The organism is Legionella erythra (assembly GCF_001467615.1).
Classification (GTDB): Bacteria; Pseudomonadota; Gammaproteobacteria; order Legionellales; family Legionellaceae; genus Legionella_C; species Legionella_C erythra.
In genome coordinates this window covers 213,040-232,418 of sequence record NZ_LNYA01000003.1, presented here as the reverse complement: position 1 = coordinate 232,418, position 19,379 = coordinate 213,040, and the positions used below count along the sequence as shown (strand labels likewise).

Below are 19,379 nucleotides of genomic sequence, written 5' to 3'. Positions count from 1 at the left end.
CAACGAATATAAAAAGAGGGGAACTGCCATGAAATCACTGGTGCCATGGTTTTGTCTGGTTGCTGCAACGGGAAGCCAAACCCTGTGGGCTGAAGAGGGGTTGATCAACTTCCGTCAGGGGAATTACTTCGTTGCCGGCAAGAATTTAATGCCCCAGGTTGGGAAAGATCCGGTTGCGGATTACTACATGGCACGCATGCGGCTTTTTGGTTTCGGTGAATTAAAGAATGACAGCCTTGCCCTGCGCTATTTCCTGCAGTCGGCTGAAAAGGGTTTCCTTCCTGCCCAACAGCTCATGGCCCATTATTATCTGATTAAAGAAAATAATCCGGAAAAAGCCCTCCACTGGTTTAAAAAGGCCGCGGCCGGCGGCGACACGCAGGCCCAACTTTACAGTGCTGCCGCTCATCTTTTTGGTTACGGAACCAAAAAAAATATTGATGTCGCTCGTCGTTACTTCATTGACGCGGCCAGAAAAGGCAATGCCCTGGCCCAGTATGAATTAGGACTTGAATTTTTAAGCAGCCGCGATCACCGCAATAAGAAGCTTGGCGTCATCTGGCTTAACAAGGCAGCAGAAAATGGCAATCTCAATGCGCTGGTAAAACTGGGCGAACTGTATGCCACGGGCATAGGGGTTGCCAAAGATGTCAATAAAGCACAGGAATTGCTGCAAAGAGCCGCGTCTCAGAATGATTTCAATGCAATGCTCGCGCTCGGGAATATCGCTAAAAAAGACAATAATCTGGAGCTGGCAAAAAGCTGGTATGACAAAGCGGCAGCCGAAGGCAATGCCGATGCCCAGTTTGCACTGGCTCAATTATACCTCGATGAAAAAGGCGGTTTATATGACGCCAAAGTCGGTTTTATGTGGATGCTCAGGGCTGCCCAAAACAACAAGGCGGATGCCCAGGCTGGTTTGGCTGTCTTATATAAAGAAGGTAAAGTGGTTGGGCCTGACAGCCAGTTGGCCGAACAATGGCAGGCTCAGGCTGATGCCACGCGATTGAAAGAACAACAAACACCAGCCCAGTTGCTGGTCGCCAGGTGGTTAAGCCATGGCAAGGCGGACAATTTTGCCGCCAGTCATTATAACCTGGGCGGCATCTACAATGCCTGGCAAAACCCCATGGCATTAAAAGAAAATAACTACAACCAGTACCCCAGAATGGATGAAGTGACGCGTCAGTCGCTTTATAAGCCAAAATTCAAGCTGGCTAATCCCCAGGACATTGCCATCAGTGAATATTTCGACGTGCTGGCGCCGATGTTAAGCGGCAATGAAGCCAATGACTGGTCGTTCAAGCGCTATCCCATTAACCGACAGATTCAGGATTTGAAGGACAGTGAATCCTTAGCCCTTAAGCATCCAAAACAATTCAGGGTGGCAAAGGGAGTCGTGCCTTACCCTGTCCCCAATGATAAACCGACACTGGATTATATCGAACACCTGACGCATGGTTGGGAACATCAGGCGAATTATCAATCCGTGTTAACGCAATTGTATGATCAGGCCATTTTAGGTGAATCGGATGCTCAATATGAGATTGGGCAGCTTTATCAATATGGCATTGCCGTCGCTAAAAACCCTGATCAGGCTGTGGTTTATTTTGAACTGGCGGCCTCTCAGCAGGATGTGCGGGCGGAATATAACTTAGGAATCCTTTATCTTGAAGGACAAACCAACCCGGTGGATTATCAGAAGGGGATAGACTGGATGACCGATGCGGCATTCAAGGGCAATCCTTATGCTCAGTACGCACTGGCCAACATCTATGAAAAGGGCTTTAACGATCCGCAGGGTAACCTCGTGGTGCAGCCGGATCATCAACAGGCTATGGCCATGTATTATCTGGCGTCTTCCAACCGGTTCGGCGAGGCGCAATACCGGCTGGCTGATTACCTGGTTAAAGAAAACAATGCCGGATTAAGTGTGGCTGCCAGGAAAAACCGTAATCAGTTAATTAAACGTTTATTGCAGGGGGCTGCGAAACAGGGTGTTGCTGAAGCGGTATTGCCGCTGGCTTTCTACCATGCCATGGACGCCGATCCGGCCAGGCAAAAGCAGGCTTTTGAAACGGCAAAACGCGAAGCGGATGCCGGAAATCCTGAAGCGGCTTTGCTGCTGGCTATTCTCTATGAGCGGGGCATTTCAGTGCCCAAGAATCAGATTGAATCACGCTACTGGTATCAAAAAGCGTCGTTAAATCCCGTAACAGCCTTCATCCTGGGTACCTACTACGTGGAAGGGCAGGGGTTCAATCAAGACATGGAGAAGGGACGGGCTTTGTTGCAACAGGCGGCAAACCAGGGTTTTTCATACGCCAATCTGAATTTGGCCATTCTTAAAAAGCAGGCGGGTGAATCATTCCTGCCGGAACTGGATAAAGCAAGGCAGCAGAATAACAGTTTAGCCGGGTTGCTGTTGGCGGATTATTTCCTTCAAAAAGCGGATAATCCTGACAATATGAAGCAGGCGCGTGATATTTATCAGCATTTTGCTGATAAAGGCGATAAAGACGCGCAACTGAAACTGGCTTATCTGTATGACCGCGGTTTGGGCGGGGAAGCCAATGCGCAATTGGCAGAACAGCTGTACACGGCCGCGGCTGAACAGGGGCAACCGGTGGCGCAATACCTGTTGGCGCAGTTTTACCAAATGGGGCGCGGCGGGTTAAAACCCGATTATGATAAAGCCAAACAATGGTATACCGCGGCTAAAAAATCCTTTGCACCGGCGGCAGTCGCCTTGGGATTCGTCTACGATACGGTGGATGATGATTATTTGAATGCGGCCGACAATTATCAGCAGGCGGCTAACCGTAACAATATCCGCGGGATATTCAATCTCGGGTTGGTCTATGAATACGGCAAAGGTCAACCAGTCAATTACGACAAGGCGGAAGCACTTTATCTCAGAGCGGCCCAGAAAGGGTACGGTCCGGCAATGAATCAACTCGCAGGTATCTATTTCCGTGGTGATAAAGGCAAACGCGATGAGCAGAAAGCCTTGCACTGGTATAAAAAAGCCGCCGAATTGGGCGACAGGGATGCCAACTATCAATTGGGATTATTGTCTGAAACTGGGGTTGCGACCAAACTTGATTTTGGTGATGCGGTCCGGTTTTACCAACAATCCTCCGATCTGGGTAATGAGAAAGCCAAGATGGCGCTGGCACGCATGTACCAGTATGGGTTAGGGGTTGAGAAAGACATTCATCATGCCGGTGATTTGTACAAAGAATTAGCGGCCAATAACAATGCTTATGCTCAATACCGGCTGGCCATGTTGTATCTGGAGGGGGCTTTGGGTGAAAAAATGCCGGAAAGGGGCAGGCAGTTGCTTAAAGAAGCCAGCAATAACGGCAGTCAACAGGCGCAAAAAGTGCTGCAATGGCTTGATGCGCAACAGGCCAGCCGCATCAGCTTCATTGAGCCGCTTATCCTGAACAGGGCGCCGGTTCTGGCTGGTCAAACGGCTGATTTAATGTACCTCGATGCGTTAAGCGAGTGGAATCGCGGGGATGAAACCTTATCGCGTATGATTCTGAATCGGTTGATGAGCCAGTTTCCCCATTACATCCCGGCAAAACGGGCTTATGAACAATTGAACCAACAAAACCAGATCAGTATTTTTGGTTGAATTATGCCCAAACCATAGGTAAACTGCGCGCACTTTAATAAAAGGACGCGCAGTATTATTATGGTTTTATCACTATTGCAAATTAAAGAACAAATTCAAGCCGCTCAACAGGCTTTCAGACAAGCCGCTTCCAATTGGCTTATCCAGCAACCGCTGTCGCTAAACGAGAGAGAAAAATGGCAAGCCTGTTTTGCCTCTAAGACCCGGGAATCGTTATTGACGACCACCCGCCAAAATGAATTGCCGATGGTGGCTAATGATTTTGAGGCGCATCATATCGACAGCGCCGAGGCAATGCCTGCCGTTCGCCCACCGGCAATCAGACGACAATACGTTTTAAATGGTGACGCTTCGTATGGGCAATTTATCCAGATCATTAATCTCTATGAATTGTTGCTTCGTGCTGAAGAAATTCTTGCTACTGTTCCTCAACTGATCCATTTAGAGGACTTAAGTTATTTTGCCTTGCTGGCTGGCAACATGGATCAAGAGCTTAATAAAGCGCCCGAAAACGTCGATGTGATTGCAGATTACCAAAGACGCCTGGCCAAAGCTCGGCACGATTTTGCTGTGGCTGATCGTGAAGCAAAGCTGGCCCTGTATTTATATAAAAAACAGCACCAGGATTGCCAGTCTGATTTTATTGATATCCTGACGCTTATCCAAAACCAATTGCAAACACTTTATCAAGATTATCCCAATACCAGCTTTTTGAAATATGTGATGTATGATCATTGGCAAAGCCTGTTGATTGACACAAGCAAAGCCCTTTTTGGACGCTTAAGTTACCAGCATGCTTCAGTGAATACCCTGACGATTCAAAATAATGCCGTGAATGAATTGATTGAATCAGCAGGGCAGGGGCGGGCGCGTGCCTGTCATCAATTGGAATCAGAGGTCGAAGGGTGCAAAGACAAGATTAAAGGTGCATTATCTTCTGCTGAGCTCAAACTCGGTGCCATGTCAAGCCGTATGAAAATTCAGGACCAATTGGTGCAGTGGCGAACGCCGCTTGATCCCGCCCTTGGTCTATCCATGTATGTTAACTCCATGTTTGGTTTTTGGCGTGTGATACGCGGCAATGGGTGGATCCATCCGCGAATGCTGGCATTGGCATCAGATTCTGAAGCAGATTCCACGCAGCATGATTCCGATACCCAGGTTGTCCCGTCCTAAACCTTCTTCGGGGTGGCACAAAAAATTCGATGATCTATTTTCGGCGGCGTCATTTTTTTAATTCGCTACACTGTTATTGACAAGTGATGATTGAATTGAGGCCGTCATGTTGACCGAAACCATAAAAAAACAATATTACCAGGCCCTGTTGGACCATAACCCGCATTATGAGGGGGTTTTTTATGTGGGCGTCACAACAACAGGTATTTTTTGCCGCCCCACGTGCACTGCCAGAAAACCAAAATACGCGCATTGTGAATTCTTTCTGACCGCGCAACAAGCCTTGTTGGCTTCGTATCGTCCTTGCAAACGCTGCCGTCCCCTGTCGCATCCCAATCAGGTCTCCGATGTGGTGCAACAATTGGTTGAAGCAATCGAAGCCAATCCTGAAAAGCGCTGGAAAAATGGTGATTTCCAGGCCCTGTCGACAGATGCAGTCAAGGCGCGGCGGCAATTTAAAAAACGCTTTGGCATGACCTTTGTGGAGTATGCGCGGGCGCGTCGTATGGGATTAGCGGTTAAAAAAATCAGGGAAGGGGAGTCGGTTATCGAAGCACAACTCGCCACGGGCTATGAATCCGGCAGCGGTTTTCGTGATGCCTTCACACGAATTATGGGCGCTGCCCCATCTAAAAAAGGATCGCTTACCCTGTTAAAAAGCGCCCTGTTGGATACACCTTTAGGCCCGATGATGGCTATTGCCAGTGATACGCAACTGTATCTGCTTGAATTTATCGAGCGCCGCGGTCTAGAACGAGAAATTGAGCGTCTGCGCCGGCGAACTCAAGCGGCGGTTGTGCCGGGGCATGCACCGCCGCTTGAGTGGATTAAGCAAGAGTTGCAGGCTTACTTTGCCGGGACATTAACAGAATTTACCACGCCTCTGTATTTTATGGGCTCTTCTTTTCAACAACAGGTCTGGGAAGCCTTGCGTCAAATACCCCCCGGACAAACCCGTTCCTATACTGAGGTGGCTGAGTCGCTGGGAAAACCCCTGGCCTGCCGGGCAGTCGCCAATGCCAATGGCGCTAATCAGCTGGCGATTATTATTCCCTGTCATCGTGTGATTAACAGCAATGGCGAGCTGGGTGGTTACGGCGGCGGCATCGCCAAGAAGCAATGGCTATTGGATCATGAGAGAAAGATGAGCAGTAAAGTCGTTTCTGGCTCAGTGTGTGCAGAGAGATGACAGGCAATCAACTATACTTAGTATAGGGTGGTTACAGAGGAGATGAGGATGAATAATGCAAGATTGAGTCCGGTCGCTCTGGGTTTGGCGCTGGGTATTTTTTGGGGCATTTCCATTCTGATTATGGGATTAATTGCCACGTACTATGCTTATGGCAGACCGTTTGTTGCATCGATGGGGCTTCTTTATCCTGGCTTTGAGCCCACGGTGTTAGGCAGCCTCATTGGTGCAGTGATTGGTTTTATCGATCTCTTTATCGGCGGCGTGATTATTGCCTTGCTTTACAACGCGTTTGCAGGCGTCTGCTGTAAAGCCGAAAAAAAGGAGTAACGGCGGCTTAAACCGCAAGAGGTAGGCGTTATGAATACAGGGATAAAACACAAGCTCTGGCAGGCCGTTGTCCTGCTGGGGGTGCTGATGGTCAGCACGGCCAGTTTCGCCTGGCAAAATCAGGGCTGTAACCGCGGAAATTTTGGTTATTACAATAATAATAACCAATACAATCCGTATTATCGCGGCAATATCTATCGAGGCCCGAATTACCAGTACTATAAAAAATACCACCAGAAACAGTACAACAACCACTGGCGTTATAAACAAGGCAATTATTATAACAATTACTGGTATAACCCGGGCATTATCCGTACCTGTAAAATTTATCAGGTCTGTAGCAATTATGGCGGTTGTACTCTGCAACAGTATTGTTATTGATTCATGCCAGAATTATGCTTACGAGGAGTAAAAATAGGATAAACATGGTATAGCGATCTTTCTTCTGGTGTTCTATAATCATCGACCATGAGGATAAAAAAATGAACACAAATAGTGCCATTACACTGAACAAAATAGATGAGGAGCTTTTATCTCCCAGGCAATTCATAAATTTAAAGCCTGGGGATAAGGTTAATATTGCTTATACACAAGTTATTCCCGCACGTCTTGGCCAGAGAGATTTTGGTAAGATTAAAGTCCACTATAAAAAACCAATTTATAAATAATGACTGATAATAATAAAAAGCAGTTATCTCCGGCCACGGTAGATAAATTTCTTTCGGTTCAAGAAAAAGAGCTGACGCTGAGGGAAAAAGAACTCGAGCATTCCAAGCAAGCCAGGGAATATGATCATGAATATGCGTTAAAGTCTCTTGAGGCGCAACTTAAAGACAGGGAAAGTATACGGCAGCATGAGTCCAATAATACTAAATTTCAATACCGGTTTGCGACTGTAATCATCATTGGATTATGTATCCTGTTTTGCTTTGCTATTCGATATGACAAAGATCAAATAGTATTGGAAATATTAAAAGTGATTTTGTATGTGGGCGTCGGTGTTCTAGGGGGCTACTCTTGGGGCATTAAAGGTAAAAGATTAGCTGACTCCGATGAATGAGTCGAATTGTTCCGACTGCTCAGAGTCACTTGGGTTTATTTAAATTTTCATCTGAGTGATTTCCGATTTATTAATTCACTGCTTTTTATACGGTAGTATATGAATCAGGCTTAAGGGTCCGAACCGGATGAGCCGGTTCGGATGTTTACGGACTTAGAGCGACGGAAACACCGGGATTAAGCAGCCAGGGCTTTAACGCGTGCGCTGAGGCGGCTTTTAATTCGAGATGCTTTGTTTTTATGGATTAAGCCTTTGCTGGCGGCCTTGTCAATAATAGGCTGGGCTTTTGCGTAAGCAGCACGTGCAGCTTCTTTATCACCCGCTTCAACAGCTTTCAGAACATTTTTGATGAAAGTACGGTACATGGAACGCGCGCTGGCGTTATGGTTGCGTAACTTTTCGTTTTGGCGAGCACGTTTGATCGCTGATTTAATATTTGCCACTTACAAATCTCCACTCATTTTTAGATGTCACAAAAGAAGCTAATCATGCACAATGCCTTAGAATTTGTCAATATATTCTGGTTGATTAGCAAACAAAAACCATGGTTTTTCAGGTTGTTAGCAAAACAAAAAAAACCGATTCAATGACCTGACTCCTCGGGTAAATGGTTTGATGCGGAGAGAATGAGAAAATCTCGCTTAAAAGAAAGCAATTCTCCCTCATCGGGTATATCATAGTCGCAGGTCAAAAACCCATTTTACACTATGTCAGCGACAGAAACCATGATTCCCAAACGACAAAGTTTATTGCGCTCCACTTCGCTTGTTTCCATCATGACGCTGGCGTCGCGTCTGATGGGTTTTGCCCGCGACATGCTGCTGGCTTATTTTTTTGGTGCACAGGCGGGAATGGATGCGTTTTACGTGGCTTTTCGTATCCCCAATTTTATGCGCCGTCTTTTTGCTGAGGGCGCGTTCGCTCAGGCTTTTGTGCCGGTGCTGGCGGAATACCAACAGAAGCGGCCTGTCAATGATGTACGTTTGTTTATCGCCCGCATCACTGGGCATTTAAGTCTTGTCCTGTCGATTATCACAGTCATTGGCGTGCTGGCGGCACCGGTTATTATTTTTATTTTCGCACCGGGATTTGGCGAAGGCAGCACCAGGACCCTTCTTGCCACCGAGATGTTGCGTCTGACCTTTCCTTACTTGATGCTGATTTCCTTAACGGCCATGGCCGGGGCGGTGTTAAACACCTACGGTTATTTTGGTGTGCCTGCGTTTACACCCGTGTTGCTCAATGTTTTCATGATTCTTGCGGCTGTTTATTTAACCCCCTACACCGATACGCCCGTTGTGGCCTTGGCCTGGGGTGTTTTGTTGGCAGGGATTGCGCAATTGCTGTTTCAGATTCCCTTTCTTTATCAGCGCCAGTTGCTGGTTAAGCCCCGTCTGTTTTGGGGGGATGACGGGGTGAGGCGTGTTTTAAAATTAATGGTCCCTGCCTTATTCGGTGTGTCCATCGCCCAGATTAATTTAATGATTGATTCCATTTTCGCCTCGTTTCTTCAGGTGGGCAGCGTGTCCTGGCTATACTATACCGATCGATTGACGGACTTTCCCCTGGGGGTTTTTGGGGTGGCAATTGCTACCGTTATCCTGCCGCATTTGTCGCGAAAGCATGCCGAACAGAATCTTGAAAAATATTCCCGTGCCCTGGATTGGGGCTTACGCAGTATTTTGCTCATCGGCCTGCCTTCAGGCGTGGGGCTTGCCCTGTTCTCCATGCCAATGATTGCCTGCTGCTTCGCTTATGGAAAATTTTCGGCTATTGACGTGTTGCAGACCCAGAAAAGCTTGATTGCGCTTGGTTCCGGCGTTCCCGCTTTCATGATGGTCAAAGTCTTGGCATCCGGGTTTTATGCTAAACAGAATATCAAAACGCCGGTTAAAATAGGCGCTGTCGCCATGGTGGTCAACAGCCTGTTATGCGCCGTGCTGATTTGGCCTCTGGCTCATGCCGGTCTGGCGTTGGCTTCCACCTTGGCCGGTTATTTAAACTGCGGCTTATTGTTCATCCTTTTAAGACGCCGGCAAATTTTTACACCCATGGCGGGTTGGCCTAAATTTATAGCTCAGTTGTTGTTTGCCAATGGTGCCATTGCCGTTTACCTCTGGTTGATGGCCGGCGATGTCAGCGAATGGCTGGCTAAGCCCCCCCTCACTCGACTGGGCGTATTATTCGTCCATGTTTTTGCGACGTTATTCATATATTTCCTGTGCCTGTACCTTGCTGGAATAAGGCCGGCGCAGTTTCGTGGTTCAATGAAGGAGTGATTATGCACGCTGATGTGTTTTACCAGACGGAGGGGAAGGGGACTGTGCCCCTGGTGCTCGTGAATTCACCCCAATGGCAGGATGGCAACATCGAGTTGAATGAAGGCGAGCGTTGCCAATTGCAATCCCAGGGGTTTAACGCCAGGCTGGGGCAGTTGTGCCTGATCTATACACCGTCCGGCCATCTGGCCAAAGCGTTTTTAGGGCAAGGGGAGGCAGGCGATGCCCAGGCCATGGCCTATGCTGCAACCTTGCTACCGGAAGGACAGTATGAGACGACTCATCCGCTATCGGCATTTGCCCAAGTGAATTGGGGCTTGGCGCAATACCGTTTTGATCGTTATAAAAAACAGGAACGCTCGCCGCGTCGGCTGGTGGTTTCGAAAGAAAATTTAAAAGCCCTCACAACAGAGGTGGAGGCGGTTTTTTTAGTACGGGATCTCATTAACACCCCGAGCAACGATTTAGGTCCTGAGCAGTTGTCTGCTGCTGCCGCCGAACTGGCCAGGCAGTATCAGGCGGATTTCTGTGAATGGGTGGGGGATGAATTGCTGACTGCCAATTTCCCGGCGATTCATGTGGTGGGCCGTGCTTCGGAATTTGAACCGCGTTTAATCCAGTTAACCTGGGGGCAGGCCGATCATCCACTCATTGCCCTGGTGGGTAAAGGCGTTTGTTTTGATAGCGGCGGACTGGATATTAAACCCGCCCTGAATATGCGCTTGATGAAAAAGGATATGGGTGGGGCGGCCCACGTGCTGGGCCTCGCCCAATGGATTATGGCCAATCAGCTGCCTGTGCGCCTGCAGGTGCTTATTCCTGCTGTAGAAAATGCTGTTGGTTCGCGATCATTTCGTCCGGGCGATGTGCTCACCATGCGCAATGGTCTGACGGTGGAGGTGGATAACACGGATGCGGAAGGCCGCCTCATTCTTGCCGATGCCATGGTCAAGGCCTGTGAGGAAAAACCCGAATTGCTGATCGATTTTTCTACCTTAACAGGTGCCGCACGGGTAGCGGTAGGAACAGATATTGCAGCCCTGTTTACCGGTAATGATGAATTGGCTAGCACCTTAAGCCGCCTTGGGGAAGAAATTTGTGACCCTGTCTGGCGTTTTCCCCTGTTTTCAGGTTATGAGAGCATGCTCGACTCCACCGTGGCCGACGTTATCAATGCCAGCCCATCGCCCTATGCGGGGGCCATCACCGCTGCTTTGTTTTTAAAGCGGTTTATTCATGCCGCCACCCAATGGGTGCACTTCGACATCATGGCCTGGAATTTAGCGAGTAAACCCGGAAAACCGGAAGGCGGTGAAGCCATGGGGGTACGCACGGTGGCTCGCTACCTGAAGGAAAAATACGGCTAAAGCCTCCAGACTGCAGTCAAGCTGCGGCCTGAGTAGCATGGGCCTAGTTCAGCAGGAAGGAAACGCTGTGTTTCTTCTCCCGGGTTTGGGTCGTTGTTGCTGGAGAAGGGGCTGATACCGGATTGTCTGCAATAAGGTTTGGTTTAAGTCGTTTAGGGTTGGCTTCGGATACTTTGGTCATCGAGTCAGCCTTTTCAGGCGTTAATGCGTCTATTACCTCTTTTGCTTTTTCCACCTGATGGGCCGCCCTGGATTTTAATAACTCCAAAGCCTCCATGATCCTCAAGGTTTCTTCTGATTTTGTAAAGTCTGTTTGCGCCAATCGAGTAGCCATATGTTGGAATTCAGTGCTTAACGCCATCATGTCTGCCTGTATTGTCTGGTGTTTAATTTCAGTGGCGGAGTATACTTTCCTGCCAAAAAATTCCAGGGCAGGTTGTTGCCGTTGTGACCATGGATGACCACCGGATTGTTGAGACGTTTTCGCTTTGCAAAGCGCAGGTTCCGGACCAATGAGTTGTCGTTTAGGGTTTGCAGGTGTTTTTGCTTCTGCTGCAGACAGCGCCTTACTGGTTGCTTGCTTTTCATTAAGCGGTGAATTTTCAAACGATTCTCTGATAAAATTAAACACATCAGTCGCCACTTTTAAATTTATTTCGAGCCGCTGCCTTTGAATGGGGTCTTTAACCGTTTTCAATTCGGATTGAATGGTATTCACTTTAGCTTTTGCTAATTGTTCATTGTCAACGTATACCTTAAGACAAAACGCTTGAATGACTGGAGCCATCGTGCTGGATGTATAAAGGAACCAGCGAACCGGGTTAGGACCTTGAATGTCAATGAAGTCAAAACAAGACACCCCATTAACTGTAATGGGAAGGGACGATAGCTGGTTTTGATAAACGGCTAAATACGAGCATTTTTTGTCTTGAAGCCGGGTAAACAGGGTTGCGGTTGCTTCAGCGGAAAGATTGGCAATTGGGAGGAAATAAAAATTTTTGGCATCACAAGATTTAATAATCTCTTCGCTAGCCGTTTTATCAAACAAAATCGAGTTCTTCTCAAGTACCTGTTTTTCTAATTCAAGCATTTCCTTGCGCAAGGACAGGCTATCAGGGTTTGCCAGAGGGGTTAGGGGCATGATATTGGCTTCGAGCAGGCTATTGATGTCGGTATCTTTTATCGTGGCAATACGTTTTTTCAGGTTGGGATTCATATTGCCAGCAAAAAATTTTTTTTGGGGAAGCATGGCGGCCAAATGAAACAGATGTGAACCCAGTATACCGACCATGTCAACCACATTGTCCGCGCTTTCTGAGGTGATGATTTGATAGAGTAATAGCTGAAACTGGTCCCAACTCCCTGGAGTACGGTTGGCCTTAGTCTCTTCTGGCTGTTCGCTTTTGCCGTCTTGATTAGGTTGATTGGGTTTCATTATTATTCCTGCCGGATTGTAAAGGCCGGTATTTTAGAAAAATCAGGCATAAAATAAATAAATCTGCGGTAGAATTAAACAATTGCAATCAATCCCTACGCAATAGTTACAATTGCTGTTGGATATAACCTGAAGTCGTATTCAACAGCAATAGGCAAAAAGCCATGACCTCGTGATTATTGCCCAGGGCTTTTGGGTTGGCTCGATACCTCCATAGAAGAACTCATTTGCGCTGCAGTAAGAGAACTTTTTCTGGACTTCTCTTCCGGGGTCTCAGTTGGCTTACCAAGCTTGGCTATTTTTTCTCCAGCGAGCTTCAATTTTTTTTGAGCATCTTGTTGTAAATCGTCAAAAAGTTCGACTAAATTGCCTACGTCCGTGGCTGCCGTGGATAACAAGGCAGAAAAAGAGGTTAATTGCCTGGCGGTTGTTTCAAGTTCATTTTTTATGGCGGCTAACTTAAATGCTGTAACAGGATCCTGTGGCTTCGATTGCGTCAGTCGTTGTGTTGTGGATGGATTAGAAAAAAAAGCATGGTGAACGCCCTGTGGATACCCTGACTTTACCAGGACACTGGGAGATGGGGTCATTTGAGCCGGTTGTTTTTGTGCGGGGATTAAAGGGCTCGTTAAGATGTCCCTGGAAGGAAACATACTGGATCTCAATGTATTCGGTTGCGATTGTCCTTGTTTTTGTATCAGGGAAGGGGAGGGAGTGACAAGGGTTCCCTTGAATCGAAGCATGCTGGAGTCCGGTGTATTTGTTTGTAATGGTTGTGGTCGTTGTACCTGGGCTGAAGGATTGGTTGCAACAATGACTGCTTTGGATGGGATGCTGTGTAAAGGTGTATTCGTTTGAGATTGTATTGGCTTTTGTGCCGGGACCGAAGGATTGGTTGCAACAATGACCTCGCTGGAGAGAGGCATTTCTTTAGCTTGAGATTGTCCTTCTGTCGTGACGGAGGGTGGGGTTGTAACGGTCGCATGATCGATGTTAAGGGGTGAGCTTTTAAAACAGATATCAATACAACGTATTAACGATTCAGCGGTTCTTATCGCGCCTTGGAATTGGGCTTTTTCAACCCCTTCAGCGGTATTTAATTTTAAACGGAAATGCTCAATTTGCTGGGTTATCTCCTTCTTTCTTTCTTTGTATGATTGAATAAATGCGTCCTTCAACTTATCGACATTATCTAAATTGCCAGACACAAATAAAGACCATCTAATGGTTTGCCGGTTAAGGTCTATTAAATCAAAATATTCTATTTTTGATTCCAACTCCTTTTTAAATGGCACAGGGGAAACCGGTTGGCTTGGACAAAGAGCGACAAATGGACAGTTTGCTTCCTGAAGTTTCTTAAACAGTTGATTCACAGAATTTGCATCGTGACTTTGAAGCTTGTCCAGGCTTAAGATAAAAAAAGTCTTTGGTTTAAACGCACTCAGTATGGTTTCAGCCGATTCTTCTGTAAATTCAATGTTGCCACGACTTAACCATTTTTTATCTAATGCCAATGTGTCTTTATGACAGCTGGGCGTGTTTACAGAGGGCGGAGTTAAAGGCATGACATTGGATTGCAGCATCGTCTCTACCGTCATGGTTTTAATTTGTTTTATACGCTCTAACAGATCGGGGGCCATATTGTTGACAGTAAATTGTTTCTCAGGATACTTGGCGACCAGGCGCAATAAGTTTTTCCTCAAGATTCCTGACACATCAATAATCACTTCGGCGTTTTTAAAGTCAGGTGAGTTGTCCAAAATTAGCTCAATCTTGCTCCCGGCATTAAAGACAGGCGATGTCGCGGTTTTGGTTGTTTCTTGTTTACTCATTGTCATTATTTATCTCGGTGTGCAAAAGTGGGTATTTTAAGTAATAAAAAAATAAAATAAAGACAAAATGTTAAATTATATGGCAATGCTTCCCTAAAGGACTTGGAACAGTGAAATCAAGCCGTGTCAATCGTATGGGTTTGCAGCTCGCAGGCATTGGCCCGGTACTCACGATAATGGAGGCGGCTTAACTGTTTAGCGGTTTCCTCATTGGCGACAATTTCAATAACACGTTTGAAACGCGAGTAAAACGGAGGAATGGTGTTTGCCAGATTGATCAGGATTTCCCGAAAACCGCGTGGCTCCGGGCCATAGCCGATTTGTACAACAGGTGGTGGTTCAGGTCCCTCTCCCTGCAGATGATGGGGAATAAAACTGTCTTCTTTAAATGTCCAGAGTAATTCATCCAGCTTTTCGGCATCCTGTTGATCATTGCAGTAGACAAAGACCTGATGGCCGCGTAAATAGGCTTTCTCCAGCAAGCGGCAGGCAAAAACCCATTTCTCCTGCGGCTCACTGGTGTTTAGCAGATAAAAATCAACGCGTATTACTGACATGGCGTAAAAACTCAACAAGTAGTGGGACAGGTCTTCCGGTAGCCTGGCGCTTTTTGCCGGATACCCAGGCTGTTCCTGCAATATCCAAATGGGCCCAGCGGTATTTTTTGGTAAAACGCGACAGAAAACAGGCCCCGGTAATCGCACCGGCACTCCGGTCAAAGGCGCCATTAATCATGTCAGCCATGGGACTGTCGAGCGCTTCCTGGTAAGCATCATCAAGCGGCATGCGCCACGTTTTTTCATTGCTTTCAGAAGCCGCTGCCAATAAATCGGCGGCTAATGGGTCATCCCTGGTCATAAAGCCGGTGGTAATAAAGCCCAGGGCGATAATAATCGCGCCAGTCAGTGTGGCGATATCCAAGACAATGGCCGGATTAAACCGTTCGGCGTAACTTAAGGCATCAGCCAGCACCAGTCGTCCTTCCGCGTCGGTATTGAGAATTTCAACGGTTTGCCCAGACAGGGTGGTGATGATGTCGCCCGGCTTGACCGAAGATCCGCTGGGCATGTTTTCAGCACTGGGAATAAGACCGATGACATTAATCGGCAGCTTTTGTAAAGCGCAGGCTTTTAAAGTACCCAATACGCTCGCAGCACCCGACATATCGTATTTCATTTCAGTCATTGCATCGCCCGGTTTTATGGTTAAACCGCCAGAGTCAAAGGTGATGCCTTTACCAACTAAAACAATGGGCTGGGTATCGCCGCCGCCCTGGTAGCGCAATTCAATAAAGCGCGGCTCCTCGTTGCTGCCCTGGGCAACCGCTAACAAAGCACCCATGCCGATCTGACGGATTTCGCAAGGCCCCATGATGGCTGCTTCAATGGCAGGGTATTCGTTTGCCAGAGCCATGGCCTGTTCAGCCAGATAAGCTGGCGTGCAGCGGTTGGCGGGTAGGTCAGCCAAGGTCCGCGTCAGCTGCACGCCCTTGGCAATGGCTTCACTTTGCTGCAGGGTTTCATGGCTTGCTCCCGGAAGACTAAAGGTTACTGATTCTAGTGCCAGCGGCTTTTTCTCTCCGGTTTTAAATTCATTTGATTGATAACATTGAGCGTCAACCTGCAGCACCATCTGCTTTAGTTGCCAATCCGGGGTTTTATCAACCACGGGCGGCAGGTATAGCGTGGCTGAGGCGACACGTTGCTTCAGCAGAGCGGCCATGATGTCGCCCAATCGTTTTTGAAGGGCGTCGCCAGTAAACTCCGCTTTTTTTCCACAATTTAAAACCAAAAGGCTGTGATGATTGATTTCAGATTGCCAGGCTGAATCGCCTTTTTCCTTTAATCGGGTAAAAAGACGCGAGATTAAACCGTTGAATTGACCATCGAGCACCTGGGCAAACGCATCCCACTCGCCATCGCAAAAGAGGCCCAAAACCAGGCATTCCGCATCGTTTAACGAAGGCGTGTCCACTAATCCATAATTCATTGTGCTTCCTGTGAAAGGCAAAGAGTGCTAGTTTACCGAGCCTTACGTTGTAATACCACTTCTTAAAGCGAATTTCCGTAAACGAAAACCTGACGGTCAGGCGATATCATGATAAGCTAGGGCGATTGTTATCCATGAGACATGTGTGAATACGCCAACCCCAACCCTTTTGCCGAGAGACAGACTGTGTTGATTTTCCGTTATCTGGCTAAAGAAGTGTTCGTAACCTTAGCCTCTCTGACCACCATCCTCATGCTTATCTTCATGAGCAACCAGTTTGTGCGTTATTTAAACCGGGCCGCTAACGGGCAAATTCCGGGTATGATTATCATGAAGCTGATGATGCTCGAATTGCCTAACCTCATGGGGCTTTTGCTGCCGCTCGGTTTTTTTGTCGCTTTGTTAATTGCCTACGGCAGAATGTATGCCGAAAGTGAAATGACGGTGTTGCAGGCTTGCGGCTATGGGCCAAACCGCTTATTAAAACACAGTTTTTATATGGCTTTCGGGGTCGCATTGCTGGTCGCCTTTATTATGATTTGGGTAAGCCCTGTCATCGCCAAGGAGCGTTCCTCCCTGCTGCGCGCCACCGGTGTGAAAACCCTGGTGCAAACCATTTTGCCTGGCCGTTTCCGGGCGATTTCCAATGGCCGTCAGGTGTTTTATGTGGAATCCATGAACCGGGAACACACCAAAGCCAGGAATATTTTTCTTGCGAAGCAGGTTATCAAAGACAAGCAACCGCGCTGGGATATTTTATGGGCGGAACAGGCCTTTGCAGAAACCGATGAGGAAACGCTTGAAGACTACATCGTGCTGGCTCATGGGACAGAATATGAAGGGGCGCCGGGACAGGCCAATTACCAGGTGGCTGAATTTAAGCAGTACAAGGCTCGCTTGCCACATCCCACCATTGAAATCAAAGACGATCTGCGTACCGCTAAAACCAGTGCATTACTGCCGTTTTTTAACCCCGATAACCGCAAGGCGGCTGAATTGCAATGGCGCCTTTCCGTACCCCTTATGGTCCTTACCCTAACCCTGGTGGCGGTGCCGTTAAGCCGTGTCAATCCACGGTCGGGTAAATATGCCAAACTGCTGCCGGCCATTTTGCTCTACATTGTGTACGCCAATTTTATGTTTGTCGCCCGTGACTGGGTCGCGGCCGGTAAGGTCCCGCAATGGATCGGCATGTGGTGGCTGCATGGGGTAGTTCTTCTCATCGGCTTGATACTTGTGGGCTATAACCGGGTGAAGCTGTCATGATTTTAATTGAACGCTACATTGCCAAAACGGTTCTTGCCTCCATTGGCCTCGTGACCCTTATGCTTGCAGGACTGCAGGTATTCATCCTGTTTGTCAATCAGCTCGATGATTTGGGGCGTGCGGATTTTGGCCTTGTGAACGCAGCCCTGTTTGTTTTTCTGCAGATGCCTTATCAAGTGTATCTCTTTTTCCCCATGGCGAGTCTCATGGGGTGTTTGATTGGCCTTGGCATGATGGCCAATCACCGCGAGTTGATTGTCATGCGGGCGGCGGGTATGTCCATTGGCCAAATTACGTTAGCCGTTTTGAAAGTAGCCTTTTTAATCATTGTGTTTGTAACCGTGGTGGGAGAAACCGTGGTGCCGAAGCTTGCTTATTTCGCCAATGATTTGCGGACCCAGGCCTTAAGCGGCGGGCAGGCATTGCGTACAGCCCAGGGGGTTTGGCTGCGCAATCAAAATGATTTTATCACCATTGGCAGCATTGAAAAAAACACCCTGCACGGCGTGTTTCAGTTTCGCTTTGATGAACGGCATCATTTACGATTCGCACGGCGTATGGAGCGCATTGATTACCAGAATGGCCAGTGGAAAGCTTATGGTATTGCCCAAACCGACATTTACAGGACAAAGACGGTAGCCAGTGCGGCGAAAGAAATGATTTGGGATGTGTCGGTTAGGCCCAAATTATTGAATTTAACCAGCAGCGAACCGGATGAAATGACCTTGTATGAACTGCGTCAGTATCTTCGCGAACAAAAGCAAAGCCATCAGACCGCCAGCAATTATCAACTGGCGTATTGGCAGCGCCTGATTCAACCCTTGACGACCGTGGTGATGATGGTTCTGGCTATCCCCTTTATCTTTGGTCCGCTGCGCTCGTCCACCATGGGATCCAAATTACTGCTGGGTATTACTGTCGGGTTTGGTTTTCATATTCTGAACCGATTTTTTGGTCCAGTCAGCCAGGTGTTTCAATGGCCCCCCATTCTCGCGGCAATTGGCCCGACATTGATCTTTGCCCTGCTTGGGCTTTTTATGATGGCTAAGGCGAAATGATGGTGGCCATTCGACATCTGCTGGAAGCGCTGTTAAATCCTCTGTGCCTTATTCTTCTCGTTTATACCCTGCTATTAATCAGGCTTTGGTGTCGGGGTGGAAAAGGCAGAACCGGTTTTACGTGGCTCTACCTGATGCTTTTACTGGTCAGCCTGGGTTGGTTGCCAAGAGCGCTGACAACTTATCTTGAGGGGCAATATCCTTTCGTCAATAAACCCGATCCTGAGTTGCACTGGGTGGTGGTTTTGAGTGGTGGCCAGGCTGAAGAAGCCAGGCAGCCTGAACATATCCTGCTTTACAACGCCAGTATCAAGCGTTTGCTGGAAGGGCTGCGCCTGTACCGCCAATTGCCGGATGCCACCTTATTGCTTTCTGGCGGCGGCTTTGGCGGTGAGATGGCGGAGTCTAAGCGCATGGCGCAATTAGCAGACTGGTTTAACAACCCGCCAAAGCCTGTGATGCTCGAGACGGCTTCTTTAAATACGGCGCAACAGGCGAAGGCCATTAAGCAGTGGGTGCATGACCAACCCTTTTACCTCGTTACGTCTGCAATCCATCTGCCCAGAGCCATGGCCCTGTGTCGAAGTCAGGGTCTTAATCCTGTCGCGGCTCCAGCTGACAAAACCCTTTACTGGCAGGATGAACGCTGGGAAAAAAGGTATTTACCCAATCCCCAGAACATGGTTTATTTAAGTATCGCTTTGCATGAGTTATTGGGCATGGCCTGGGCAAATCTTGGCGGGGATGTGGTTTGA

General features: G+C 47.9%; 17 protein-coding genes. 12 read left to right on the top strand and 5 right to left on the bottom strand.

The window, feature by feature from the left end:
- The first annotated feature begins 28 nt into the window (after positions 1 to 28).
- From Lery_RS02165 to Lery_RS02135, 7 genes are all read left to right on the top strand, one after another.
- Positions 29 to 3,643, top strand: coding sequence for a tetratricopeptide repeat protein (locus tag Lery_RS02165; protein WP_058525603.1), 3,615 nt, complete (start codon positions 29 to 31; stop codon positions 3,641 to 3,643).
- 60 nt (positions 3,644 to 3,703) lie between these two features.
- Complete coding sequence (locus Lery_RS02160; RefSeq protein WP_058525602.1) at positions 3,704 to 4,819, top strand: hypothetical protein; 1,116 nt, start codon at positions 3,704 to 3,706, stop codon at positions 4,817 to 4,819.
- A gap of 106 nt (positions 4,820 to 4,925) precedes the next feature.
- Positions 4,926 to 6,008 carry a bifunctional transcriptional activator/DNA repair enzyme AdaA gene (locus tag Lery_RS02155; RefSeq protein ID WP_058525601.1) on the top strand — a complete coding sequence of 361 codons (1,083 nt, stop codon included), beginning with the start codon at positions 4,926 to 4,928 and terminating at the stop codon, positions 6,006 to 6,008.
- 48 nt (positions 6,009 to 6,056) lie between these two features.
- The gene (locus tag Lery_RS02150) at positions 6,057 to 6,338 is read left to right on the top strand and encodes a bacteriophage holin (protein WP_058525600.1); all 282 of its coding nucleotides are present in this window, start codon (positions 6,057 to 6,059) and stop codon (positions 6,336 to 6,338) included.
- Positions 6,339 to 6,368: 30 nt separating this feature from the next.
- A complete protein-coding gene (locus tag Lery_RS02145) occupies positions 6,369 to 6,719 on the top strand; it encodes a hypothetical protein (protein WP_058525599.1) in 351 nt (116 codons plus the stop codon).
- 101 nt (positions 6,720 to 6,820) lie between these two features.
- Entirely contained in the window at positions 6,821 to 7,006 is a 186-nt protein-coding gene (locus tag Lery_RS02140) for a hypothetical protein (protein WP_058525598.1), read from the top strand.
- Complete coding sequence (locus Lery_RS02135) at positions 7,006 to 7,398, top strand: hypothetical protein (RefSeq protein ID WP_058525597.1); 393 nt, start codon at positions 7,006 to 7,008, stop codon at positions 7,396 to 7,398. The genes Lery_RS02140 and Lery_RS02135 overlap by 1 nt, the downstream gene beginning before the upstream one ends.
- 176 nt (positions 7,399 to 7,574) lie before the next feature.
- On the opposite strand, the gene rpsT is transcribed toward Lery_RS02135, so the two are convergent.
- Positions 7,575 to 7,841: a 30S ribosomal protein S20 gene (rpsT, locus tag Lery_RS02130; RefSeq protein WP_058525596.1), complete on the bottom strand. Its 267-nt coding sequence runs from the start codon at positions 7,839 to 7,841 to the stop codon at positions 7,575 to 7,577.
- A gap of 264 nt (positions 7,842 to 8,105) precedes the next feature.
- On the opposite strand from rpsT, the gene murJ reads away from it, so the two are divergent.
- Together murJ and Lery_RS02120 are read left to right on the top strand one after the other, a co-directional pair.
- Positions 8,106 to 9,677 carry a murein biosynthesis integral membrane protein MurJ gene (gene murJ, locus Lery_RS02125; RefSeq protein ID WP_058525595.1) on the top strand — a complete coding sequence of 524 codons (1,572 nt, stop codon included), beginning with the start codon at positions 8,106 to 8,108 and terminating at the stop codon, positions 9,675 to 9,677.
- 2 nt (positions 9,678 to 9,679) lie between these two features.
- Entirely contained in the window at positions 9,680 to 11,044 is a 1,365-nt protein-coding gene (locus Lery_RS02120) for a leucyl aminopeptidase family protein (protein WP_058525594.1), read from the top strand.
- 43 nt (positions 11,045 to 11,087) lie between these two features.
- On the opposite strand, the gene Lery_RS02115 is transcribed toward Lery_RS02120, so the two are convergent.
- From Lery_RS02115 to Lery_RS02100, 4 genes are all read right to left on the bottom strand, one after another.
- On the bottom strand, positions 11,088 to 12,479 hold the full coding sequence (locus tag Lery_RS02115) for a hypothetical protein (RefSeq protein WP_058525593.1): 1,392 nt from the start codon (positions 12,477 to 12,479) through the stop codon (positions 11,088 to 11,090).
- 176 nt (positions 12,480 to 12,655) lie between these two features.
- Positions 12,656 to 14,206, bottom strand: coding sequence for a hypothetical protein (locus Lery_RS02110; protein WP_131750926.1), 1,551 nt, complete (start codon positions 14,204 to 14,206; stop codon positions 12,656 to 12,658).
- Positions 14,207 to 14,427: 221 nt separating this feature from the next.
- A complete protein-coding gene (locus Lery_RS02105; RefSeq protein WP_058525591.1) occupies positions 14,428 to 14,868 on the bottom strand; it encodes a DNA polymerase III subunit chi in 441 nt (146 codons plus the stop codon).
- Positions 14,849 to 16,300, bottom strand: a complete 1,452-nt coding sequence (locus Lery_RS02100) for a leucyl aminopeptidase (protein ID WP_058525590.1) — start codon at positions 16,298 to 16,300, stop codon at positions 14,849 to 14,851. Before Lery_RS02100 ends, Lery_RS02105 begins: the two co-directional genes overlap by 20 nt.
- Before the next feature lie 186 nt (positions 16,301 to 16,486).
- Between Lery_RS02100 and lptF the strand changes: the two genes are divergently transcribed.
- The 3 genes from lptF to Lery_RS02085 are packed head-to-tail and all read left to right on the top strand — an operon-like array spanning position 16,487 to position 19,379.
- Positions 16,487 to 17,566: an LPS export ABC transporter permease LptF gene (gene lptF, locus Lery_RS02095; RefSeq protein ID WP_058525723.1), complete on the top strand. Its 1,080-nt coding sequence runs from the start codon at positions 16,487 to 16,489 to the stop codon at positions 17,564 to 17,566.
- Positions 17,563 to 18,624, top strand: a complete 1,062-nt coding sequence (lptG, locus tag Lery_RS02090; RefSeq protein ID WP_058525589.1) for an LPS export ABC transporter permease LptG — start codon at positions 17,563 to 17,565, stop codon at positions 18,622 to 18,624. The genes lptF and lptG overlap by 4 nt, the downstream gene beginning before the upstream one ends.
- Positions 18,621 to 19,379 (top strand): YdcF family protein, encoded by a 759-nt coding sequence (locus Lery_RS02085; protein ID WP_237759124.1) that lies wholly within the window; start codon positions 18,621 to 18,623, stop codon positions 19,377 to 19,379. The genes lptG and Lery_RS02085 overlap by 4 nt, the downstream gene beginning before the upstream one ends.